The 22579-nt window shown below is 65.2% G+C and carries 24 protein-coding genes; 16 read left to right on the plus strand and 8 right to left on the minus strand.

Translation table 11 applies throughout. The annotated features are described in order from the left end of the window. Window positions 1-48: 48 nt before the first annotated feature. Together C1720_RS06420 and C1720_RS06425 are read right to left on the minus strand one after the other, a co-directional pair. Window positions 49-444 carry an EF-hand domain-containing protein gene (locus C1720_RS06420; protein ID WP_158241654.1) on the minus strand — a complete coding sequence of 132 codons (396 nt, stop codon included), beginning with the start codon at window positions 442-444 and terminating at the stop codon, window positions 49-51. 10 nt (window positions 445-454) lie between these two features. After that, complete coding sequence (locus C1720_RS06425) at window positions 455-1414, minus strand: 5'-nucleotidase (protein WP_102283626.1); 960 nt, start codon at window positions 1412-1414, stop codon at window positions 455-457. A gap of 112 nt (window positions 1415-1526) precedes the next feature. Between C1720_RS06425 and surE the strand changes: the two genes are divergently transcribed. Further along, the gene (gene surE / locus C1720_RS06430; protein WP_102283627.1) at window positions 1527-2321 is read left to right on the plus strand and encodes a 5'/3'-nucleotidase SurE; all 795 of its coding nucleotides are present in this window, start codon (window positions 1527-1529) and stop codon (window positions 2319-2321) included. Then, a complete protein-coding gene (locus tag C1720_RS06435) occupies window positions 2318-3076 on the plus strand; it encodes a protein-L-isoaspartate(D-aspartate) O-methyltransferase (RefSeq protein ID WP_102283628.1) in 759 nt (252 codons plus the stop codon). The genes surE and C1720_RS06435 overlap by 4 nt, the downstream gene beginning before the upstream one ends. A gap of 29 nt (window positions 3077-3105) precedes the next feature. Here C1720_RS06435 and C1720_RS14420 read toward each other — a convergent pair whose 3' ends face one another. After that, a complete protein-coding gene (locus tag C1720_RS14420) occupies window positions 3106-3234 on the minus strand; it encodes a hypothetical protein (protein WP_255397815.1) in 129 nt (42 codons plus the stop codon). Between C1720_RS14420 and C1720_RS06440 the strand changes: the two genes are divergently transcribed. The 4 genes from C1720_RS06440 to C1720_RS06450 all read left to right on the plus strand — a co-directional run bounded on the left by C1720_RS06440 (window position 3233) and on the right by C1720_RS06450 (window position 6560). Next, window positions 3233-4177: a peptidoglycan DD-metalloendopeptidase family protein gene (locus C1720_RS06440; protein WP_102284544.1), complete on the plus strand. Its 945-nt coding sequence runs from the start codon at window positions 3233-3235 to the stop codon at window positions 4175-4177. The genes C1720_RS14420 and C1720_RS06440 overlap by 2 nt on opposite strands. A 132-nt stretch (window positions 4178-4309) precedes the next feature. Continuing rightward, window positions 4310-4531 carry a hypothetical protein gene (locus C1720_RS13990; RefSeq protein WP_199170964.1) on the plus strand — a complete coding sequence of 74 codons (222 nt, stop codon included), beginning with the start codon at window positions 4310-4312 and terminating at the stop codon, window positions 4529-4531. A gap of 5 nt (window positions 4532-4536) precedes the next feature. Then, window positions 4537-5250 carry a carbonate dehydratase gene (gene can / locus C1720_RS06445; protein WP_102283629.1) on the plus strand — a complete coding sequence of 238 codons (714 nt, stop codon included), beginning with the start codon at window positions 4537-4539 and terminating at the stop codon, window positions 5248-5250. A 128-nt stretch (window positions 5251-5378) separates the two neighbouring features. Further along, entirely contained in the window at window positions 5379-6560 is a 1182-nt protein-coding gene (locus tag C1720_RS06450) for a thiolase family protein (RefSeq protein ID WP_102283630.1), read from the plus strand. 293 nt (window positions 6561-6853) lie between these two features. On the opposite strand, the gene C1720_RS06460 is transcribed toward C1720_RS06450, so the two are convergent. Continuing rightward, complete coding sequence (locus C1720_RS06460; RefSeq protein ID WP_050715107.1) at window positions 6854-8149, minus strand: Glu/Leu/Phe/Val family dehydrogenase; 1296 nt, start codon at window positions 8147-8149, stop codon at window positions 6854-6856. Between C1720_RS06460 and C1720_RS14720 the strand changes: the two genes are divergently transcribed. Continuing rightward, window positions 8148-8549 carry a hypothetical protein gene (locus tag C1720_RS14720; RefSeq protein ID WP_439650742.1) on the plus strand — a complete coding sequence of 134 codons (402 nt, stop codon included), beginning with the start codon at window positions 8148-8150 and terminating at the stop codon, window positions 8547-8549. The genes C1720_RS06460 and C1720_RS14720 overlap by 2 nt on opposite strands. A gap of 337 nt (window positions 8550-8886) precedes the next feature. Here C1720_RS14720 and C1720_RS06470 read toward each other — a convergent pair whose 3' ends face one another. After that, window positions 8887-9069 (minus strand): hypothetical protein, encoded by a 183-nt coding sequence (locus C1720_RS06470; RefSeq protein ID WP_102283632.1) that lies wholly within the window; start codon window positions 9067-9069, stop codon window positions 8887-8889. A gap of 56 nt (window positions 9070-9125) precedes the next feature. On the opposite strand from C1720_RS06470, the gene C1720_RS12900 reads away from it, so the two are divergent. From C1720_RS12900 to phnE (C1720_RS06490), 5 genes are all read left to right on the plus strand, one after another. Beyond that, window positions 9126-9365 (plus strand): hypothetical protein, encoded by a 240-nt coding sequence (locus tag C1720_RS12900; RefSeq protein ID WP_146006896.1) that lies wholly within the window; start codon window positions 9126-9128, stop codon window positions 9363-9365. Between the two features lie 231 nt (window positions 9366-9596). Further along, window positions 9597-10616, plus strand: a complete 1020-nt coding sequence (phnD, locus tag C1720_RS06475) for a phosphate/phosphite/phosphonate ABC transporter substrate-binding protein (RefSeq protein WP_439650743.1) — start codon at window positions 9597-9599, stop codon at window positions 10614-10616. Window positions 10617-10800: 184 nt separating this feature from the next. After that, on the plus strand, window positions 10801-11598 hold the full coding sequence (gene phnC / locus C1720_RS06480; protein WP_050716438.1) for a phosphonate ABC transporter ATP-binding protein: 798 nt from the start codon (window positions 10801-10803) through the stop codon (window positions 11596-11598). Further along, on the plus strand, window positions 11586-12386 hold the full coding sequence (phnE, locus tag C1720_RS06485) for a phosphonate ABC transporter, permease protein PhnE (RefSeq protein WP_102283633.1): 801 nt from the start codon (window positions 11586-11588) through the stop codon (window positions 12384-12386). The genes phnC and phnE (C1720_RS06485) overlap by 13 nt, the downstream gene beginning before the upstream one ends. Next, complete coding sequence (gene phnE, locus C1720_RS06490) at window positions 12379-13197, plus strand: phosphonate ABC transporter, permease protein PhnE (protein WP_102283634.1); 819 nt, start codon at window positions 12379-12381, stop codon at window positions 13195-13197. The genes phnE (C1720_RS06485) and phnE (C1720_RS06490) overlap by 8 nt, the downstream gene beginning before the upstream one ends. Before the next feature lie 85 nt (window positions 13198-13282). Here the strand turns inward: phnE (C1720_RS06490) and C1720_RS06495 are convergent, their stop codons facing one another. Next, window positions 13283-15475 (minus strand): TonB-dependent receptor, encoded by a 2193-nt coding sequence (locus C1720_RS06495; RefSeq protein WP_102283635.1) that lies wholly within the window; start codon window positions 15473-15475, stop codon window positions 13283-13285. A 419-nt stretch (window positions 15476-15894) separates the two neighbouring features. Here C1720_RS06495 and C1720_RS06500 point away from each other — a divergent pair, with 419 nt between their 5' ends. Both C1720_RS06500 and C1720_RS06505 read left to right on the plus strand, forming a co-directional pair. Beyond that, on the plus strand, window positions 15895-17250 hold the full coding sequence (locus C1720_RS06500; RefSeq protein WP_102283636.1) for an aminopeptidase P N-terminal domain-containing protein: 1356 nt from the start codon (window positions 15895-15897) through the stop codon (window positions 17248-17250). Between the two features lie 9 nt (window positions 17251-17259). Next, on the plus strand, window positions 17260-17922 hold the full coding sequence (locus C1720_RS06505) for a hypothetical protein (protein ID WP_102283637.1): 663 nt from the start codon (window positions 17260-17262) through the stop codon (window positions 17920-17922). 366 nt (window positions 17923-18288) lie between these two features. Here C1720_RS06505 and C1720_RS06510 read toward each other — a convergent pair whose 3' ends face one another. Further along, on the minus strand, window positions 18289-19335 hold the full coding sequence (locus tag C1720_RS06510) for a S66 family peptidase (RefSeq protein ID WP_102283638.1): 1047 nt from the start codon (window positions 19333-19335) through the stop codon (window positions 18289-18291). A gap of 289 nt (window positions 19336-19624) precedes the next feature. On the opposite strand from C1720_RS06510, the gene C1720_RS06515 reads away from it, so the two are divergent. Continuing rightward, window positions 19625-20491 (plus strand): hypothetical protein, encoded by an 867-nt coding sequence (locus C1720_RS06515; RefSeq protein ID WP_102283639.1) that lies wholly within the window; start codon window positions 19625-19627, stop codon window positions 20489-20491. 617 nt (window positions 20492-21108) lie between these two features. Here C1720_RS06515 and C1720_RS06520 read toward each other — a convergent pair. Then, entirely contained in the window at window positions 21109-22197 is a 1089-nt protein-coding gene (locus C1720_RS06520; protein WP_439650744.1) for a BMP family ABC transporter substrate-binding protein, read from the minus strand. Between the two features lie 127 nt (window positions 22198-22324). On the opposite strand from C1720_RS06520, the gene C1720_RS12905 reads away from it, so the two are divergent. Beyond that, window positions 22325-22507 carry a hypothetical protein gene (locus C1720_RS12905; RefSeq protein WP_146006897.1) on the plus strand — a complete coding sequence of 61 codons (183 nt, stop codon included), beginning with the start codon at window positions 22325-22327 and terminating at the stop codon, window positions 22505-22507. Window positions 22508-22579 lie beyond the last annotated feature (72 nt).

Consider the following 22579-nt stretch of genomic DNA (forward strand, 5'->3'; position numbering starts at 1 on the left):
GAATCTGCGCAGTGCGCTATGAAACAAGGAGCAAAGAAACCGTTCTGTTCATGGCTTGGCGTCCTGCGCGCGGGCCTGCTCGCGCGCCAGTTTTTCGGCTTTTTCCTGCGCTTCGCGGGCTTTTCTGGCGCGGCGCTCCTGCACGCGGCGCTTGGCGAGCACGCGGATTTCGTCAGGGGTGAGAAAGCCGTCGCCATTGGTGTCGGCGGTGTGGAATTCCGAGCGCAGGGGCTTCCAGGGCACGAAGCGCACTTCCTTCCATTCCAGGCGGCCATCGTGGTTGGTGTCGAGCATGTCGAACCAGACGCGGGCCTGTTTCTCGCCCTGGCCGGGTTCTTCGGCGGGTTTTCCGGCAGATGTTTCAGCAGCGGGCGCATCGGCGGCAGCGCAAGGCAGGGCCAGCAGCAGCGCCAGCAGGCCAGCGGGCAGGGCGGGTGTTTTCATGGAGGCGCAATCATGCCGTTGGCGGCTTTGCGCCCTGGCTGCGGGCGGGCGGCTCGTTGGCCACGCCGGCGGCCACATGGCCGGCGGGCACGTGGCGGGCGGCGTGTTCGGTGTGGCCGGTCTGGTCGTCAAAAAAGAAATCGGGCGCGAATTCGCGCAGAAAACCGCCTTTGGGCAGGCCGCCGAGGAACATGGCTTCGTCCACGGCAATGCGCCAGGCCATCAGCGTTTGAATGGCGCGCTCGTGCGCGGGGGCGCTGCGGGCGGTGACGAGCGCGGTGCGCAGGCGCATCTTCGGCGCGCCGCCATCGCTGCCATCGCCGCCGCCAGCGTTTTGCAGGCGGTTGAGCGCGTCCAGCAAAGGCTTGAAAGGGCCGGGCGGCAGGGGCTGGCGGGCCTTTTCGCGCTCGTGCGTGTGGAAGGCGGCGATGCCCCCGCTTTGGTAGATGCGCTCGGCTTCGTCGGAAAACAGCACGGCGTCGCCGTCAAAGGCGATGCGCACTTCATCAGGATGGGCTTCGCTGGCGGGGGCCGATTCGGTGAGCACGCGGGCGGCCGGAAAGCCCAGCGCCAGCGCCTGCTTCACATCGGCCTCGTTGGCCGAGAGAAACAGATGCGCGCCCAGCGGCCGCAGGTAGCCAAAGGGCGCGCGCCCCTGCGTGAACACGCCCCTCTCCAGCGCAACGCCATTGGCGGCGGCGCTGCGGAAGGCGCGCATGCCGCTGACAGGGTCGTTGCGCGAGAGCATGACCACTTCCACCCGCTTGCGCTCCAGCGTGTTGAAGGCCAGCAGCTTTTTCACCAGCGCGAAGGCCACGCCGGGGCGCGCGGGCGCGTCCAGCCGGTCGAGCTGCAACCGCATGTAGGCGGCGGCGTCGCCCGTTTCAAACAAGTGGTTTTCTTCCTCGAAGTCAAACAGCGCGCGCGAGGAAATGGCGACGACGAGCTGGTCTTGCAGGCTGGCGGGCATGGGCGGGCGAAGCGAGGCGCGAAGCGGGGCGGAGCGAAAAAAGCAAGAGGCAAAAGCAGGAGGAGCAAATGTACCCGCCCAATACAATCCGTTGCACTCCAGGCTCCCGCTCATGAAGATTCTGCTCTGCAACGACGATGGCTATCAGGCCCCCGGCATCTGCGCGCTGCATGCCGCGCTGGCGGCCGCACCCGGCGTGCAGGTGGAAGTGGTGGCGCCGGAGCGCAACAACAGCGCCAAGTCCAACGCGCTCACGCTGCACGCGCCGCTGTTCGTGCACGAGGCAGCAAACGGCTTTCGCTACGTGAGCGGCACGCCCGCCGACTGCGTGCACCTGGCGCTGACGGGGCTGCTGGGCTACCGGCCCGATCTGGTCGTCTCCGGCATCAACAACGGCGCCAACATGGGCGACGACACGCTGTATTCAGGCACCGTGGGCGCGGCGATGGAGGGCTATCTGTTCGGCATTCCGGCCATCGCCTTCTCGCAAGTGCAAAAGGGCTGGGCGCACCTTGAAGACGCCGCGCTGAAGGCGCGCGACATCGTGCTGGGCGTGGCCGCTGGGCGGGTGGGCGAGGGCGCCGGCGGCCAGCCCTGGCTGCTCAACATCAACATTCCCAACCTGCCGCTGGCGCAGCTGGGGCGCGTGAAAGTCTGCCGCCTGGGCCGCCGCCACGCCGCTGAAAAAGCCTGCGTGCAAGTCAGCCCGCACGGCGACACGATGTACTGGATAGGCGGCGCAGGCCCCGCGCTGGACGCCGCCGAAGGCACCGACTTTCACGCCACGGCGTCTGGCTGCGTCTCGCTCACGCCGCTGCAAGTGGATTTGACCGACCACGATCGGCTGGCCTACTGGCACCAGGGCCTGGCGGGCACGCTCACCGGAAAGGGGCCGGAGCGGCCATGAGCGCGCCGCCGCGCCGCCCGCCGCCGGGCCAGGGCCGTTCAGGGCGCATCGTGCCCGCCCTGCAAGCCCAGGCGCGCGCGCCCGCCGAAGGCGATTTCAACGACCCTATCCCCGCCCGCGCCCACATGCTGCGCCAGCTTGCGGCGCAGGGCCTGCGCGACGCCCAGGTGCTGCGCGCGCTGGGCGCGGTGGACCGCCGCCGCTTCGTGGAAGCCGCGCTGGCGCGCCGCGCCTATGAAGACACGGCCCTGCCCATTGGCCTGGGGCAGACCATCTCCAAACCCAGCGTGGTGGCGCGCATGGTGGCGCTGCTGCGCGGCGGCCTGACCGACCCCGCAACCGGCAAGCTGGGCCGCGTGCTGGACATCGGCACCGGCTGTGGCTATCAGGCCGTCGTTCTCTCGCACGTGGCCGACGAGGTCTACAGCATGGAGCGTCTGCGCGGCCTGCACGAGAAAGTGCGCGAAACCCTGCGCCCCTTGCGCGTGAGCAACGTGCACCTCATTCTGGGCGACGGCATGGAAGGCTTTCCCAGCGGCGCGCCCTACGCCGGCATCATCGCCGCCGCCAGCGGCGCCGCCGTGCCCCCCGCCTGGGTCGAGCAGCTGGCCGTGGGCGGGCGCATCGTCGCGCCGGTGGACGTGCGCGGCGACGGCGGGCAGGCGCTCGTCGTCATCGAGAAAACCCGCCAGGGGCTGACGCACGCCGTGCTCGAACCCGTGCACTTCGTGCCCCTAAAATCCGGCATTTCCTGAGAAAATTTTCACAGTCTGGCAACGCGCCTTCACAAAAACGCCGGGCAGGCGTTCAGGCGCGGGCCACGCCCGGCGGAAGGCGCTTCAGCCCCCGCCAGGCTGCCCCGCCCCATGCAGGCGGCGGCAGGCGGCCCCACCGAACAAAGGAAATCCAGCATGGTTCTTCTCACACGCAGCACTCACACGACGCGGGCCTGGGCGGCGCTGACGCTGGCCGCCGCGCTGGCCATCAGCGGCTGCTCCACCACACGCGCGCCGCGCGCTTCCGGCACCAACGTCACCCTGCCCGGCGCGTGGAGCGCGCAGCCTGGCGGCACGGGCGCGGCCGCCGCGCCCGCCACCCCCACGGTCGATCCTTCCACCCTGCCCGGCGCCGAAAACGCGGGCAAGCCCGGCTACCACACCGTCCGCCCAGGCGAAACGGTGCGCAAGATTGCCGCCGAATACAACCAGGACTGGCGCGACATCATCCGCTGGAACCAGCAGCTGCCCAACCCGGACGTGATTGAAATCGGCCAGGTTCTGCGCGTTCTGCCGCCCGCCAAAGCGCCTGCGCACGCCAGCGCCACGCCGCCCGCCGCCACCACCACCACCACCACCACCCCGGCCGCTGGCGACGTGGCCGTGGCCACGCAGACCACGCCGGGCGTGACGCCTGCCGCCACGACGCCCCCGCCGGTTTCTCCGCCCGCCGCCACGGCCCAGACGGCCAGCCAGGCCGACGCGCTGGACGAGAAAGTCTCCTTCATGTGGCCCGCCAGCGGCGCGGTCATCAGCGGCGGCGCGGGCGAAAAAGGCAAAGCCCTGTTCATCGGCGGCAAGGCGGGCGACCCCGTCGTGGCCGCCGCCGACGGCAAGGTCGTGTATGCCGGCGCGGGCCTGCGCGGCTACGGCAATCTGCTTATCGTGCAGCACACCGACGCCGTCATCAGCGCCTACGCCCACAACCGCGCCCTGCTCGTGAAGGAAAAGCAGACTGTCAAGAAAGGCCAGCGCATCGCCGAAATGGGCGACAGCCACGCCAGCCGCGTCATGCTGCGCTTTGAAATCCGCAACAACGGCAAGCTGGTCGATCCCCTGCGCTACCTGCCCGCGCGCTGAGCGCCGCTGGCCGCGCGGCCTCTTTCACGACGTCAAAGGGCGCTGGCAGCGCCCTTTTTCATGCGGCCAAGGCGCAGCCAGACTTGGGTGAATGGCGATATTTCGCTCTCTTATTCATAGCATGATGTCCTAGTGGAAACTGCGCAAGAGGCATTTTTAGGTCCTTTGAATTCGCTATTGTTTTTGATGATGTTTGACCGTTGCAGAGCCGCTGCGCAATCTGGCTTTGCCCGTCTGCCGCCCAATCTGGATCTGCGGTGCGGGTTGATGGCAAGCGGGCGGCATCAAGCCGCAGTAGGGATTTCCGGCATTCCCAAGCGGGCAGCAAAGGCCAACACTTTGGGGCAGGATTGACTGCCATGACTTCTTCCAGCCTTCAGCATCTCATTGACGCCAATCACGCCTGGGCCGAGGGCGTGAGCCGCCAGCAGCCCGGCTTTTTCCAGCAGCTGGCCAAGCAGCAAAGCCCGCGCTACCTGTGGATTGGCTGCTCCGACAGCCGCGTGCCCGCCAACCAGGTGGTGGCGCTCGCGCCGGGCGAGGTGTTCGTGCACCGCAATGTGGGCAATGTCATCGTTCACTCCGATCTCAACGCCCTCTCGGTCATCCAGTACGCGGTGGACTATCTGAAGGTGGAGCACATCATGGTGGTGGGCCACTACGGCTGCGGCGGCGTGCTGGCGGCCCTGCACGGGCAGCGCGTGGGCCTGGCCGACAACTGGCTGCGTCACATTGGCGACGTGAAGATGCGTCACTACGCACGCCTGGCCAGCCTGTGCCGCCACGAGCAGGAAGATGCGCTGTGCGAGATGAACGCCATTGAGCAAGCCTTCAACGTGGCGCAGACCAACGTGGTGCGAGACGCCTGGAAGCGCGGCCAGCCGCTTTGCGTGCATGGCTGGTGCTACGGCCTGAAAGACGGCAAGGTCAAGGACCTGGGCGTGACCATGAGCTGCGCCGAAGACGCCGGGCAGATTTACCGCGCCGCCCTGCAACGCTACCCGTGTGCGCGGCCGCCAAGGCTTGACGTTTCGCTTGATGTTTCGCAGGAAGGCGCGCCTCAAAAACGGTAACAATTCCCGGCGAGAACCTGTTTGCGCCCCGCATTGCCATGCCACCGCTGCCGGTGGCAGACAGATTCCAAGCCGCCCGCGCCCCGGCCCAAGCGGCGTTTTGCAAGTACCTGAAAGGAGACTCTCTCATGAGTGAAACCATCGTCATCGTTTCCGCCACCCGCACCCCGATGGGGAGCTTCCAGGGCGACTTCACTCCGCTGTCCGCCAACGAACTGGGCGGCGTGGCCATCAAGGCTGCCGTTGAAAAAGCGGGGCTGCAGCCGCAGCAAGTCGATGAAGTCATCTTCGGCAATGTGCTCACCGCCGGCCAGGGGCAAGCGCCCGCGCGGCAAGCCGCCATCAAGGCCGGGCTGCCCATCTCCACGGGCGCGGTCACGCTCAACAAGGTTTGCGGCTCGGCCATGAAGGCCGTCATGCTGGCCGCTGACGCCATCAAGGCAGGCTCTGCCAGCGTGGTGGTGGCTGGCGGCATGGAAAGCATGACCAACGCGCCCTACCTGCTCAAAAAAGCGCGCGGCGGCTACCGCCTGGGCCACGACAAGATTTATGACCACATGATGCTCGATGGCCTGGAAGACGCCTACGAAGAAGGCCGCAGCATGGGCCTGTTCGGCGAAGACTGTGCCGCCAAGTACAACTTCACGCGGCAAATGCAGGATGACTTCGCCATGGCCAGCGTGCAGCGCGCGCAGCAGGCCATCGCCTCCGGCGCGTTCAAAGATGAAATCACCCCCGTCACCATCAAAGACCGCAAAGGCGAGCGCGTGGTGGACACCGATGAAGGCCCGGGCCGCATCAAGCCCGAAAAAATCCCCACCCTCAAGCCCGCCTTCAAAAAAGACGGCACCGTCACCGCCGCCGCCAGCTCCAGCATCAATGACGGCGCAGCCGCCGTGGTGCTCATGACCGAAAGCCGTGCCAAGGAGCTGGGCTGCAAGCCGCTGGCGCGCATCGTCAGCTACGCCACGCACTCGCAAGAGCCGGGCTGGTTCACCACCGCCCCCGTGCAAGCCAGCGAAAAGGCGCTGAAAAAAGCCGGCTGGCAAGTGGGCGATGTGGATCTGTGGGAAGTCAACGAAGCCTTCGCCGTGGTGCCCATGGCGCTGATGCACGAGCTGAAAGTGCCGCATGACAAAGTGAACGTCAACGGCGGCGCTTGTGCGCTGGGCCACCCGATTGGCGCCAGCGGCGCGCGCATCATCGTCACGCTGCTTTACGCGCTGAAAAAGCGCGGCCTGAAAAAAGGCCTGGCCACGCTGTGCATCGGCGGCGGCGAAGGCACGGCCATGGCGCTGGAACTGCTGTAAACCACTGGCGCGCCTGCTTTTTTTGAATAGGGACAGGCGCGTTTGATGAGAAAAGCGGCCCTTGAGGCCGCTTTTTCTTTTCTGTTCCGGCGCTTCGCGGTGAGTGGCTTGACCTCGCGCGGGCAGATTGCAAACAGGCTTCCAAAGTCGCTCCCGGCATTCATGACAGCCCATTCAGGCTGCGCCAAGGCACTTGAGCAATTGAGTATTCGGATGCCTGGCTGAAATGAAAAACGGGGCGGATGTTGCTGCCCCGTTTTTTCGTCATTGGCGTGCGATGCGCCAGCTGCGCTTCAGGGGTAGAGGCCGCGCAGATCGCGCGCTTGCAGGATGCGCGTGCAGGCCACGATGTAGGCGGCCGTGCGCAGCGTGACTTTGTGCTGCTGGGCCACGTCCCACACGCTGGTGAAGGCTTCTTTCATGATGCGCACCAGGCGTTCATTGATTTCGGTTTCCGTCCAGAAGAAGCTGGAGAAGTCCTGCACCCATTCAAAGTAGCTGACCGTGACGCCGCCTGCATTGGCAATGACGTCGGGCACGACAAGCACGCCCTTGTCTTTCAGAATGTCGTCGCCGGCCGGTACCGTGGGGCCGTTGGCGCCTTCCACAATCAGTTTGGCCTTGATTTGCCCGGCGTTGGCGGCGGTAATCTGGCCTTCCAGCGCGGCGGGAATGAGGATGTCGCAAGGGGTGGCCCAGAAATCGGCGGCATCCATGGCTTCAGCGCCTTTGAAGCCCGCGACGCTGCCGGTTTGCGCCACGTGTGCGAGCAGGGCGGGCACATCCAGCCCCTTGGCGTTGGCGATGCTGCCGCCGTGGTCTTGCACGGCCACGATGAGCGCGCCCGCTTCGGCAAACAGCTTGGCCGCAATGCCGCCCACGTTGCCAAAGCCTTGCACGGCCACGCGCGCGCCGGGCACGCTCAGGCCCAGGCGCTGGGCGGCTTCCACGCCCACGGTGAACACGCCCCGGCCCGTGGCTTCGCGCCGGCCCAGCGAGCCGCCCAGCGAAATGGGCTTGCCGGTGACCACGCCGGTGGCGGTTTCGCCCAGATTGACGGAGTAGGTGTCCATCATCCAGGCCATGATTTTTTCGTTGGTGTTCACATCAGGCGCGGGAATGTCCTTGGTCGGGCCGATGATGATGCCGATTTCGCTGGTGTAGCGGCGCGTGAGGCGCTCCAGCTCGCCTTGCGAGAGCTTGCGCGGATCGACGCGGATGCCGCCCTTGGCGCCGCCATAGGGCACGCCGACGGCGGCGTTCTTGATGGACATCCAGGCCGACAGCGCCATCACTTCCGACAGCGTCACGTCCTGGTGAAAGCGCACGCCGCCCTTGCCGGGGCCCCGGCTGGTGTTGTGCTGCACGCGGTAGCCCTCGAAGTGGGCGATGCTGCCGTCATCCATCTGGATGGGCACATCCACCACCAGCGCGCGCTTGGGGCGCTTGAGCGTTTCCACCCATTTGGACAAGGGTCCCAGATAAGGCGTGACGCGATCGACTTGCGTGAGGTAAATGCCCCACGGCCCCAGACGCTCCGGATTGAGGTACGAAGGCAAGGCATGAGTGGCGGTTTGGCTGGATGTCATGCGAACTTCCCGAAATGAAAAACAAAAGGTCTTGAAGCTTAACGGTTTGCAACAGCGTCTTGCGCTTTCCTGCGCCCTGCTTTGCTCGGAGCCTGTTCAAAGTCCTTTGATCAAGAGAGCCAGAAATTTTCAGCCAGACCAAGCAGAGCTCAACGATTCAGCGCTTGGGTTTCACCTTGAATGCGTGAAGTTCGCCTCTTCTGGCTATCTGCACCGTCACATGCTCGCCAAGGATGTTTTTGACGTTCTGCGCACTGACCTGCGTGACCGCAATCGCGCAGCAGGCTTTGCAGGCAGCCCTGGCTGTGTTTGCTGCGCTCCGGCACAGCCAGCGCCTTTTGACGCTGCCGCTGGGAGGGCGGGCTTGCGCGGTGACATCGCGAAGACAGAGCCAGCCTGATTCACACGCCGTGGTTTTCGCGCTGTTTCGCTTGCTGGGTGCCGCCAAGCCCGGCACTGTGCGCTGGGCATCGCGCCAGATGACTCGGTGACCGCAGTCTGCGCCCTGCTGGCGCTGACTGCATGCGCGGCTTATTTTGCTCCTCTATTCATAGCATGATGTCCTAGTAGGGGTGCGCAAGACGGGTTTTTGGCGTCTGTTTTTTCGCTCCTTTTTTGTTTTTGTGTGCGCATCTGTCGCGGGTTGGGCTGCCAGGCCAGCATGGCGTCCCAGATGGCGTAGCCGCCCTGGCTCACGCGGGCGGCGGGCACGCGGCCGCCCAGCCGCCACGCGCCGCCTACCACTCGGCCACACCGTAGAGCGTGGTGTTTTTGCGGTGCGCGGTGCGGAAGAAATATTCGCGATTGGCCTGGCTGGCAATCAGGCGCACGCCCAGGCTGCCATCGGCCAGCAGGCAGCGGTTCACGTCCACGGTGGCGCGGCGCTGCTCCCATGAACCCAGCGCCGCTTCGCCCAGCACGTGCGGCGCATCTTGCGGGCGCTTGCGCGTGAGGTTGATTTGCCCGGCGGGGTGGCTTGTTCTTCAGCCTGCGTTTGGGGCTGAGGCTGGGGCTGCTGTTGCGTTTGTTGCTGCGCCCGTTGCTGCGTCTGCTGCTGCGTTTTGGCTTGTGCCTGGGCTTACGCGTGGGCGGGCCGCAAGAGCGAGGGACGGGTGCGGGCGGGGGCAAAAGGCGCCATGAAGTCAATCTCCCTGATGCAGGTTTGAAAACAGGAAAAGCCAAATGCCATTCAAATATCAAGCATCAATGCGCCTGATTTTTCAAAAATCAAATAAAATCGCGTTCCATATTGATTTATTTGATTTTTAATGGCATTCCATGAAAATGGAATGAATATTCTATGCAGGAAAACATGAAAATATTTTCCTTTCATTGGATATATGCCCTGAAACCGGCTTTCATCCGGCATGGCGGCCCGCCGCTGTGTACGCATGCTTCATGCGCTGGCCTATAGTCACGCCCTTTTTCTTTTCCCGGTTTTTTCCGAATGAACCTGACTGCTTTCAAGCCCCGGGCTTTTTCCCTTGCTTCTTCTTGCGCGGCCGCGCTGGCCGCCCTTTGCGGCATGGCCGCGCTGGCCCCTGCCCATGCCGCCGATGCCTGCCCGCACCGGGGCGATCTGGACGCGCAGTACTGCGACGCCAACAAAGACCTGGTGGCCGACACGCCCACTGACGCGCGCCAGCTCAAGGACCCCGGCACGCTGGTGTTTGCCTTCACGCCGGTGGAAGACCCGGCGGTGTACGAAAAGCTGCTGCGCCCCTTCATGGCTGATTTGGCGCAGTGCGTGGGCAAGAAGGTGGTGTTTTTCCCCGTGCAGTCCAACGCCGCGCAGATTGAAGCCATGCGCTCGGGCCGCCTGCATGTGGCCGCCTTTTCGCCGGGGCCGGTGAATTACGCCGTCAATCTGGCGGGCGCGGTGCCTTTTGCCATTCGCGGCAACGAGCAAGGCCCCGTGGGCATGTATCTGAAGATGATCGTCCGCAAAGACAGCCCCTACCAGAAGCTGCAAGACCTCAAGGGCAAGCGCATTGCGCACACCTCGCCGTCGTCGAACTCGGGCAACATGGCCCCGCGCGCGCTCTTTCCCAAGATTGGCCTCACGCCCGATGCGGACTACAAGGTGGTTTATTCCGGCAAGCATGACCAGTCCATCCTGGGCGTGAAAACGGGCGATTACGACGCTGCCCCCGTCGCCAGCGACGTGCTGGAGCACATGACCGACCGGGGCATCGTGGGCAAGGATGATTTCCGCGTGCTCTACACCAGCGAAATGTTCCCGACCGACGCCTACGCCTACGCCTACAACCTCAAGCCCGAATTGCAGGAAAAGATCAAGCAATGCTTTTTCGCCTACCGCGCGCCGGCCGAAATGGCCAAGGGCCTGGGCGGCGACCGCTTCTTGCCCATCTCCTACCAGAAAGACTGGGAGCTGGTGCGCACGGTGGCCGAAGCGGCGGGCGAGAAGTTCACGCGCGATGCGTACAACCAATCGGCCCGCAAGTAACACGGCTGATCAACGGCCCGCCCAGGCGGGCTTTTTCATGGATTTTCGCTATTTTTCTGATAGCATGATGTCCTAGTGGAAACTGCGCGAGGCGGCATTTTCACCCGTCTGAATTCGCTCTCTTTTTTGATGCCCGCAGTGCGTGCTGCCGCCTCCGGGCCGCTTTTTTTTCATCGCGTCTGCAATGACCGGACAGACTCTTACGCCATCTTCATGCGGCGCGCTGCGCATTGAGCAGCTCGTCAAGGAATACCGCCCCGGCCAGCCGGTTCTCAAGTCCATCAGCTTTGCCGTGCAGGGCACGGGGCTGACCAGCATCATCGGCCCATCGGGCACGGGCAAATCCACGCTGATTCGCTGCATCAACCGGCTGGTGGACCCCACGTCGGGAAAAATCATGCTGCAAGCGGACGGGCAGGCCGTGGACATGGCGCAGCTCAAGGGCGCCGATTTGCGGCGCGCGCGTCGGCGCATCGGCATGGTGTTTCAGGAATACAACCTGGTGGAGCGCCTGACGGTGATGGAAAACGTGCTCACCGGCCGCCTGGGCTACCTCTCGGCCTGGCGCGCCTGGCGGCGCAAGTTCGACGAGGCCGACATTCAGCAAGCCTTTGAGCTGCTGCAAGTGGTGGGCCTGGCCGCTTTTGCCAGCCAGCGCGCCGACGCCTTGAGCGGCGGCCAGCGCCAGCGCGTGGGCATTGCGCGCGCGCTCATGCAGCAGCCCGCGCTGCTGCTGGCCGATGAGCCGACTTCGTCGCTCGACCCCAAAACCTCCGTCGAAATCATCCAGCTGCTGCACGAGCAGGGCGTGCGGCGCGGCATTCCGGTGATGGTGAACATTCACGACGTGGAGCTGGCGCGCCGCTACTCCAGCCGCATCATCGGCATGACCGGCGGGCACGTGGTGTTTGACGGCGCGCCGGGCGAGCTGACGGACGAGCACCTGAACACGATTTACGGGGGCCGCGCATGGCTGAACTGAACCAGGCCGCCCAGGCCGCGCGCCGCCCCTTTTCCTGGAGCGCGGGGCAAAAGGCCCTGCTGCTCATCACCGCCGCCTACTGCGCCTGGAGCCTGGCGCACATGGGCGTATCCGGCGAGCGGCTGGCCGACGGCTGGCGGCAAGGCGCGAAATTTCTGGCCAGCATGTTCCCGCCCGAGCTGGGCAAGATGGACGAGCTGTGGCAAGGCATCAAGGAAACGCTGCAAATTGCCGTGCTGGCCACCGCCGCCGGGCTGGCGCTGAGCCTGCCGGTGGGGCTGATGGCGGCGGCCAACCTCTCGCCCGCGCCGCTGCGGCTGGCCGGCAGAACGCTGATTGCGGCCTGCCGCGCGCTGCACCCGGTGATCAGCGCCATCTTGTTCGTCAAGGCCGTGGGCTTCGGGCCGCTGGCGGGCATTCTGGCGCTGGTGGTGGCCACGGTGGGTTTTGTGGGCAAGCTGTTTGCCGATGCCATCGAAGAGATTTCGCCCAAGCCCATCGAGGCCATCCGCGCCACGGGCGCTTCGTTTGCCAACGTGGTGCTGTTTGGCGTGCTGCCGCAAGTGACAACGCGCTTTGTGGGCTTTGCCACGTATCAGCTCGATTCCAACCTGCGCAATTCAACGATGGTGGGCATCGTCGGCGCGGGCGGCATTGGCGGGGCGCTGTTTTCGGCCTTTCTGCGCTACGAATACGGTTTTGTCTGCACCATTTTGGCGACGGTCATCGCCATCATCGTGCTGGGTGAAGTGGCGGTAAACGCCGTGCGAAAGGCGCTCGATGTCTGAACCCGCCGCAACGTCAGCCGCCGCGCCGCAAACCTGGCAGCGGCGCAGCATGGGCCAGCGCCTGCTGCGCTACGCGCTGGGCCTTTTCATCATTGCCGCCATCGTGCAGGCCGCGCGCACGGTGGAAGTCATTCCCGAATTCCTCTACGACGCGCCCGAGCAAATGGGCGACATGCTCCGGCGCATGTGGCCCGTGGACTGGAGCTACTTCGGGCAAGCCGTGGGCAGCGCCCTGCTGGAAACATTGCACATGGCCACGCTGGGCACGCTGCTGTCTCTGGCGCTGGCGCTGCCGCTGGGCGTGATGGTGGCGGGCAACGTCACGCCCAACCGCCTGCTCAACTTCGTGGCGCGCTTGCTGCTGGTGGCCAGCCGCTCGGTCAATTCGCTGGTGTGGGCGCTGCTGTTCGTGGCCATCTTCGGCCCCGGCCCGCTGGCGGGCATGCTGGCCATTGCGCTGCGCTCGGTAGGCTTTGTGGGCAAGCTCGTGGGCGAGGCGCTGGAGCAGGCCCCGCGCGGCCCCATCGAAGCCTTGCAGGCCGCAGGCGCCACGCGCTTTGCGCAAATCTGGTACGGCTACTGGCCGCACATCAAGCCCTCTTTCTGGTCGGTGGCGCTGCTGCGCTGGGACATCAACGTGCGCGAATCGGGCGTGCTCGGCCTGGTGGGCGCAGGCGGCATCGGCGTGGCGCTGAACACCGCCATCGACCTCTTTTACTGGGACCGCGTGGCGCTGGTGCTCATCACCATTTTCGCCGTCGTCATCGCCGCCGAAGTGCTGGTGCTGTGGGTGCGCAAGCGGGTGATTTGAAGGCCCTGTTCAGCTGGCCGTAAAGGCAAAAGCGTGGGGGCAGGATGGGCCGCAAAGCGCGAACGGGCAGATTGCAAACAGGCTCTCAAAAATCCACCGTCGCGCTCAGCAGCACGGTGCGCGGCGCGCCCAGGCCGGAGTAGAGCTGGCCGGCCCAGTAAGCCTTGTTCGTCACGTTTTGCACAGCGGCGCGCAAGGTGACGCGGCGGCCTGCCGTGGGGAGCACGTAGCGCGCGCCCACATCAAAAACGGTGCGGCCGGGCGTGTGCAGCGTGTTGGCCGCGTCGATGTACTGGCGCGAGGCGCTGCGCAGGTTGCCCGCCAGCGTCAGGCCTGGCAGCGCGTCCCACTCCAGCCCCAGCTTGGCTTGCCGGCGCGGCGTGGCCACGGCCTGTTTGCCCTGGTTCACGCCGCCAGCGGTGCGCGTGAGGGTGGCCTGCGTCCAGCTGGCGCCGCCCAGCACGCGCAGGCCAGCCCGCAGCTGGCCGGTCACGCTCCACTCCAGGCCGCGATTGCGCTGGCGGCCGTCGGCCGCGAAGCGGTTGGTCACGGGGTCGGTCCAGGCGCTGGGCTGTTTGATTTGAAACAGCGCCACGGTGTGCGTCAGATCGCCTTGCGCCAGTTTCACGCCGATTTCGTGCTGTTTGGTCTTGTAGGGGGCGAACAATTGCCCCGCATTGGCCGTGCCCAGCGGGGCGCTCTGGCCTTCGCTCAGGCCTTCGATGTAGTTGGCGTACACCGACACCTGTTCGCTGGCCTTGAGCAGCACGGCCACGGCGGGCGAGGTGGCGCTGGATTTGTAGAACGTCCACGGCGCGGCCGGGTTGAACCATGAGCTGCTGGCGCTGCTGACCTTCTGGCGGCGCACGCCCACGGTGAGCTGCACGCGGCCATCGGCGAATGAGAGCGTGTCGGCCACGGCCAAGCCGGACAGGCGCGAGTTGCCCGACGGCGGCAGCGCCGCATTGCTGAAGGCGCGGCTGACCGCAGGCCCCCATGCGGGGCGGTAGAGGTTGGTGACCCACGGCGCGGAGAGCATGCGCAGCAGAAAGCCGAATTCACGCTGCTCGTGCTGCCAGTCAAAGCTGGCCGCCAGCTGGTGCGCCACGCTGCCCGTGGCAAAGCGCGCGTGCAGCCCCGCGCTGGCCGCACGCCGGTCGCGCTGGTCACGCTGGTGGGCGAAGTCGTTGATGAACGTGCCCTGCGTGTCGGCCACCCTGTAGACGGAGCTGGCGATGGAGTCGAAATCAAACTTGCCCTGCCCGGCATTGGCCCACAGGGTGACGTTTGGCGTCACGTCCCACTCGCCGCGCAGGATCACGGCCCTGTCTTTGGACTTGCCAAAAGTCCAGTCTGGCGCCAGCAGCGTGCGCGGGTTGGGCGCGCGCGGCAGCGGCACGCCCGGCGCCAGGCTGATGCCCCGGTTCACGCCATCCAGGCTGTCGCGAGACTCGAACAAATCGGCCGAAAAGCGCGCCCGCGCGCCGCGCCAGTCCAGGCCCAGGGCCGCCAGCCGTGCGCCCAGCTTTTGCGGCTTGACAGGGCCTTTGCCGTCGCGCCAGACGGCGTTGAAGCGCACGCCCCATTCCTGCTGCGGGCCAAAGCGCCGCCCCACGTCGGCATGCAGGCCCCACTGGCCTTCGTTCATGAACGCGCCCGTCAGCTGCGTCAGCGGTTTGCTACCCGCACGCTTGGGCACGAGATTGACCGCGCCGCCCACCGATCCGCCCGGCGGCATGCCGCCCAGCAGCGCCGAAGGCCCTTTGTGGACTTCCACGCGCTCGAACATCTCCGGCGTCACGCGGTAAAAGGGCGTCAGCCCATACAGCCCGCCCAAGGCCATGTCGCGGTGCGCCACGTTGAAGCCGCGAATGCTCATGCTCTCAAGCAGCATCCCTGTCGCACCGTTGTTGAACACCGCCGGGTCTGTGCGGCTGACAACGTCTGCCAGCCCGTGTGCCTGGGTGTTTTGCACGTGTTCGCTGGTGTAGCTGATGGTGGAAAAGGGCGTTTCCATCACCTCGCGGCTGCCCAGCAGCCCCAGCCGCGTGCCGCTGGCCACCTGCCGGCCGGCATGCGCGGGCGGCAGATCCATGGGCCGCAGCGCCGCATTTTCGCGCACCGTCACCGCTGGCAGAGTGGCGGCTGCGCCGCCGCTGGCCTGGCCGTCATCACGCGCCGTCTGCGCCTGCGCGGCCTGCACACAGCCCAAGGCCGCCAGAGCGATCAGGCCCGCGCGCATGGCAGGCCGCCGGATGGGATGGGATGAGATGGGCATGGCGAAACTCCTTTGCGCGCCAATGTGTTGATGAAAAACGGCATCTGAATGCAAATGATTACAAACGATTCTTATTGTCTTTGAAATCAATGCCTATGACGGCTTCACTGCCATAGGGGGGATCGCGCCGTTCCCGCTTCCGTCAGTTCAAAAAAAAGCAAATCCAGTGGCTGAAAAAGCTGTTCTACGCTGATTCCACTAGGACCTCTTGCTATGAAATAAAGAGCTGATCACCTCTTTCTTCTTTTTCCGGCGTAGCAGATAGCGCCGCCGCATCAGAGCCTGGCAATGAGGAGTGACGGACTGAGTTGGGGAAGCGAGTCTCAAGCTCTCGCGAGACGGCGCTTTTCACGCCCTTGGATGGACTTCACACAGGTTCTTACACTCCCGCCCCAAAACTTCACGCATTGCCGTTTCCCATGAGCATTCCCTGCACTCCTTACGCCGGCCGTCGCGCCCGCCTGGCCGCGCACATTGGGCCAGAGGCCCTGGCTCTCATTCCCACCGCGCCGCAGCGCTTGCGCAACCGCGATTGCGACTTTCCCTACCGGCACGACAGCTACTTTTATTACCTCACCGGCTTTGCCGAACCCGACAGCTGGCTGGCGCTGACGGGCGAAGGCCAAAGCGTGCTGTTTTGCCAGCCCAAGGATGAAGAGCGCGAAATCTGGACGGGCATCCGCTTAGGCCCGCAAGCCGCGCCCGCCGCGCTGGGCGTGGATGAGGCCCACGCCATCAGCGAGCTGGACGAGCGCCTGCCCGCGCTGCTGGAAAACCGCCGCGCCGTGTGGTTTCCCTTTGCCGTGCATGAAGGGCTGCCCGCGCGCGTGGAAAGCTGGCTGGGCAAGGTGCGCGCCCGCGCGCGGCAGGGCGCGACAGCGCCTGCCGAGCTGCATGACGCCTGCGCCCCGCTGGACGAAATGCGCCTGATCAAGGACGCGCACGAGCTGGAGCTGATCCGCCGCGCCTGCGCCATCAGCGCGCGCGCCCACATTCGCGCCATGCAGCGCAGCGCCGCCATGCTGCGGCAGGGGCAGGACGCGCGCGAACACCATCTGGAAGCGGAGCTGCTGCACGAATTCCGCCAAAGCGGGGCCGAATTTCCGGCCTACGGCAACATCGTCGCCAGCGGCGCCAACGCCTGCGTGCTGCACTACCCGGCTGGCAGCGCGCCCGTGCGCCCGGGCGACATGGTGCTGATAGACGCCGGCTGCGAGCTGCACGGCTACGCCAGCGACATCACCCGCAGCTTTCCCGCCAGCGGGCGCTTCACGGCCGCGCAGCGCGCGCTTTACGACGTGGTGCTGGCCATGCAGCAGGCCGCCATTGACGCCACCCGCCCCGGCGCGCGCTTCAATGAGCCGCATGAAGCCGCCGTGCACACGCTCACGCAAGGGCTGTTTGATCTGGGCATCCTCACGCACAACCAGCACGGCAGCGTGCAAGACGCCGTGGCCGCCCGCGCCTACGCCCCCTACTACATGCACCGCACCAGCCACTGGATGGGCATGGACGTGCACGACTGCGGCAGCTACGCCGAGCCAGGCGCGCCCCGCCAGGCCGATGGCGCCCTGCCCAGCCGCGTTCTGCGCCCCGGCATGGTTCTCACCGTGGAACCCGGTCTTTACGTGCGCGCTGGCAGCGCCGCGCCGGAAAAATTCTGGAACACCGGCATCCGCATTGAAGACGACGCGCTCATCACCGCCGAAGGCTGCGAGCTGCTCACGCGCGGCGTGTCCGTGGCGGCCAGCGAAATCGAAGAGCTGATGAGCTGAAGACCCGCCATGCGCCCCTCGCCCTTCGTGCTTGAAAACCCCAACGTCCTGCTGGTTTCGGAACTCGACTGGCCGCCCGAGCGCGACCGCATCCCGCATGAAACCGCCTTTCTGCTGTGCCCGCGCCCCATGCGCAGCCACGCCATTGGCGTGGCCGAATCGCTGCCCAGCGACTGCCTGCTGCCGCACTCGCCCATTGAAAGCGTGCGGGCGCTGCACCTGTGCGGCCACCATGAGCACCTGGAGCCTGTGCTGGCGCTGCTGACCGCGCTGGCGGACAACTCGCCAGAGCCGCCGCAGGGACGCCGCATTGGCTTTGACTGGGCCAGCGTCGCTGAAATGGCCCGGCTGCACACACCCGCAGGCGAGCCGCCGCCCCGCCCAGCGCCGCAAGGCCGCCTCATCGCCCTGTACGGTGAAGGCGGCAGCCAGCAGGCCGCCTTTGAAAACCTGCAAGCCAGCGCCACGGCCCGCCTTGTGCTGGCCGCCCGCCGCCCGCCCGCACCCAACGTGCTGTGCCTGATGCAAGCGCCGCAGCCCTTCAGCCTGGGCCAATGCCAGCCCATGCTGCGCGAAATGCGGCAATGGTGGCCGCGCACCGGCTTTCTCTACGGCCACCGGCAAGCCAGCGAAGCCCTGCACCGCATGGCGCTGCTGCTGCCTGCGGCCTGAGACTGTTTAGAGCGGGGCCGTGAAGGGCGAAAAGGCGGATCGGGGATGGGTTGCAAGACGCCGATTGCTCCAGCAACCCCGCGAGGGCCTGCCACGCAGCAGAGCGCCTGAGTTCACGCTTTCCGCACCCGTGGACAGATTCTGAAAAACCGCCTGCCATCCGCTGCGCGAGGCAAAGCGCAGGAGCAGTGAACCGGCGTGGACAGGCTGGCAGCAGGGGTTTGCTCCTTAATCAATAGCAATACGTCCTAGTGGAAAGAGCGCGGAAGCCGTTTTCCGGGGTCATGAATTTGCTCCTGTTTTTAATGCCTGCATGCCTTTCTGGAAGCCTGCTCAAGACCAGAAATCGATTTTTTACCCTCAAGATCATTCCCTGCCCCATGCAAACCTTATGACCTGCCTTGCGGCATCAACCGTTGCTTCAACATTCAACGGAACAATGCACCTCGGCGTTGCGTGCCCGACATTCAAGTTATACACAACCGGCAAATCCGGCTTGTTTATTTCGCTTATCAAGAGGCGCTTGTATTCTTCATAATGCACCTCATTCATTGGCTTTCCGGCAAGAACGCCATTGACAACTTCAAAAATGCCGGCCGCTTTCAATGTTTGCAGCATCTTTTGATAGATTTCAGGTTTGGCGCACTCTTCGCTTGATTCCAGAAGCAGTATTTTGCCACGCCAGTCATCAACACTCGGGAAAATATCATACTGGCGGCACAGGGCAGGGCTGTCATCATGGCGGGTATTGTCAAACATATCATATATTGTTTCAATGCAACCGCCCAGGATTTTGCCGGAAAATACGGCATTGCCTTGCAACAATTCAAATCCGCGATTCGGATGCCGCACCCGTTTGACGCCAATTTGCGATTCATCAAATGCCGTGCGTTCACCATACCAGACATCGCTCGGGCGTATCTCTTGTATTGTGCCGGTTGCGAGCAATTCCTCAAAATACTTCCGCGAATAGAGCAGCATTTCATCTTCAAGCTCGCACACATCTGACAAAAACGACTGGCCATAAAACGTATGGATGCCTGCTTTATGCAGCATGAAATGATTCACCGTCGCATCGGAAAAGCCGAGAAAAATCTTTTGGCTATTTCTGGCTGCATGCAGCAATTCATCATGTCCAAACAAATGCGGCAGCAGCCGATAGGTGTCATCTCCGCCAATGGCGCACAGTATCATGTCGACAGACGGATCACGAAAAGCATCCAGCAAATCCTGCGCGCGGGCTTCGGGATGGCGTTTGAGAAACTCAATGCCCTTGCAGGCATTTGCTGCGGCAACCACTTCTATTCCGTATGAACGCAAACGCCTGAAGCCTATTTCTTTCTCGTGCTTCACAAACGGCTCGCCAAGCAAGCCCAGCGAAGGGCTGACAATAGCGATCTTTTTTACCCTCACAGGTTTTCTCCCAATATTTCTCCGGCATGCAGAGATTTCTTTTGTCTGCGGCAAACCCCTTAATATCAGCCCCGGCGCTTGCAGGAATTAAAATGGCTTTACTGTTACCATCTGGATGATAAGGTTTAACAGTGAGGGGCCGCGAATCGGCATGGGCTGCAAAGCGCAGACCAGCCTGACTATCTGCAACACGGCAGCCCCGCCCAATACCACCCACGCTTTTTGCGCCCGCGCACAGACTTTGAACCGGCCCCGAACGCCGCCGCCACACCCGCTCCCTGCTTCGCTCATGCCTGCCCCAACCTGTTTCGCCCGCCGCCGCTGGCTCCGCGTTCTTGCCTGCGTGGCCGCCATCCTGGCCGCCCTGCCGCTCATGGCCTGGGCGCTGCTGCGCGCCGCGCTCGCCCCGCAGGCGGGGGAATGGGCCGTCACCCTCGGCAGCGGCCCCTGGGCCATACGCGCCAGCGCCGTGCAACTGGCCTGGCTGGGCACCTCTCCCTGGCTCGGCCCGCAGCTTGACGGCCTGCAACTGCGCACCCGCTATGGCCCGCTGGATATCGCCTGGCTGCCCGCCCGGGGCAAGGGCTTGAACGAAGCGCCCATCCTCATCCTGCACTGCGAGCCTTGCGCACTGCCCCTGCCTGCCGCAGGCCGGCCCGCCCATGCCCTGCGCCTGCCCGCCGTCCAGCTCGCCCTCATGCGCGACCGCGTGCAGCACCTGCGCGGCACCCTCATGCTCGGCGCCAACCCGCTTACCGCGCCGCCCGCGTCAGACAGCCTGCCCGCCAGCCCGCAGCCGCCCCTGATCACCCTGTGGTGGCAGGCCGACCGCGCCCCGGAACAAGACGGCCGGGGCTGGCTGCTGCGCCTGCACGGCCCCGCCATTCCCGTGCAGGACTGGCTGGCCTTGCTGGGCGCGCCCGGCAGCGGCAAAACCAGCGGCACCCTGGCCCTGGACGCCGAACTGCCCATGCCCGGCCCCGCCAGCGCCTGGCGCGTGCGCTGGCGGCACGACGGCCCCTCGCCCTTGCCCGTGCGGGCCTTTCCCGCCTTTTTGCAGACCTGGCTGACCCGCCCGGCCAGCGCCCCGCCCAGCCTCCCCGCCCCAGCCCTGCCCGCTGGCGAAGACGACGACGCTGGCAGCGCCCCCGCGTAAGCGCCTGCATGCAATCTGTCCGCGAGTGCGGAAAGCGCAGATTGGGGCGCGGCCTCGGCCCACGCGCTTTTTGCCCGCCAGTGCGGGGGATTGGCCCATCAAAAGCAGGAGCGAATTCAAGAGGCAAAAAACAGCGTTCGCGCACATTCCACTAGGACGTAACGCTGTGAATACGGGAGCGAACTGAAGGCGGCTTTCCCTTTTCCGCCAGCGCGGGCGTTCCGTTCGTCAGGAACAGACGGGGCAGGGGCGGGAGCACTCTACGCGCAGGCCGCGCCGGAGCTTGCGGCGTTGTTGCGCCTTGATGGCCGGGGCAGGCCGCTTCAAGCAAAACGCCGCCTGCATGCACATCAGAAAAAGGAGCGAATTCAAGGGCATGAAAACGGCTCTTGCGCCCGCAGCACCAGGACATCATGCTATGAATCAGGGAGCTGAATCAACGCCTTGCCAAGCCCTCTGCCCGCGCCCTCAGAACCGGTTCAGAGCCTGACCGTGAGGGCAAAAGCGCGGGCCGGGATGGCGGCAGGCAGCGCTTGCGGCCCGGCAGGGCGGCTGCAAGGCCCCAAAGCGCCCAAGGCCGCGCCTGTCGCTCCCTCAGGCAAACGTTGAGCCGGTTTTCAGTGCGGCAGCGTGCCTTGCACGCCCTCGGCCAGCCAGTTCATTTCCATGATTTGCTGATCCGTGAGCGTTTGCCCGGCGGGCAGCACTTCGCGGCCCGTGTTGTCGCGCAAGGGGCCGGCAAAAGGGTGCAGGCGGCCTGCGGCCATGTCGGCCTGGCGGGCAAGCACCTGCTTTTGCACGGCTTCGGGCACGCGCGGGCCGAAGTGGCCCACGCTGACCATGCCGTCTTTCACGCCGCCCCACAGGCGCTGGCTTTGCCATGTGCCGTCCAGCGCGGCTTGCAGGCGGCGCGTTTCGTAGTCGCCCCACTGGTGCGTCACAGCCAGCAGCTGCGCATCGGGCGCGGCCATGCGCATGTCGGAGTGGTAGGCCACGGCGAGCTTGCCGCGCTCCTGGGCGGCGGCCATCACGGCGGTCGAGCCGGTGTGAAAGGCCAGCACATCGGCGCCCTGGTTGATGAGCGTCATGGCCGCATCGCGCTCGCGCGGCGGGTTGAACCATTCGTTCAGCCACACCACCTTGACGCGCGCCTTGGGCGCGACGCTGCGCAGGCCCTGCGCGAAGGCGTTGATGCCTTGCAGCACTTCAGGAATGGGAAAACCGGCCACATAGCCGATTTGCCCGCTTTCGCTCATGCGGCCCGCCGCAATGCCGGCCAAATAGCGCCCTTCGTAAAAGCGGGCATTGGCCACGGCCACATTGGGCGCGGTTTGCAGGCAGGTCAGGCACTCGAATTTCACGCCGGGAAACTCCGCCGCCACCTTCATCACGGGCTGCATGTAGCCAAAGCTGGTGGTGAAGATGACGCGCTTGCCTTGCCGCGCCAGATCGCGCAGCACGCGCTCGGCGTCGGCGGCGTTTTCGGGCACATCAGGCACGGCGCTGGTTTGCACGCGCCCGCCCAGCGCGCGCTCGGCTTGCAGGCGGGCCTGATCGTGCTGGCGCGTCCAGCCCGCAGGCGGCACCACCGACATGTAAACCCAGGCGGCCTGCAGCGGCGCGCTTTCGGACGCGCTTTTGGGTGCGCTTGCGGGCTGGGCCAAAGCGGGCTGGGCCAGGGCAGATTGGGAAGCAGCGGCCAGCACAAGGCAGGCAACTGCACAAGCCCGCGCAGAAAAGGCAGCCGCACGTGCAGAAAGGGAAAGCGCCGCGCGTGCCCTCGCAGAATGCGAAATCGCCGCGCGTGCCCTCGCGGCGGGGAGGTTTTTGTACATGGTTGTCCTCGACATGGCCCCGGATGAAATGAAAACCGCGCGCCAGCCGGGGCAAAGCTGGCGCGCGGGCGGCGGCGATTGTAGGCAGGCGGCGCTTTTGATGCCTTTTGCTTTCACGCACCGCAAAACCGCACGGCCTCAAAACCGCGCTGAAAAATGCACTCCACCGTCCGTGCGCTGATGGCTCCTTGGGCTGCAAGGCCCCACAGCCTGCCAGCCGCCGTACCATCGCGGCCCTTTTCCTGACGCTCCC

The organism is Ottowia massiliensis (assembly GCF_900240305.1).
Lineage (GTDB): Bacteria > Pseudomonadota > Gammaproteobacteria > Burkholderiales > Burkholderiaceae_C > Ottowia > Ottowia massiliensis.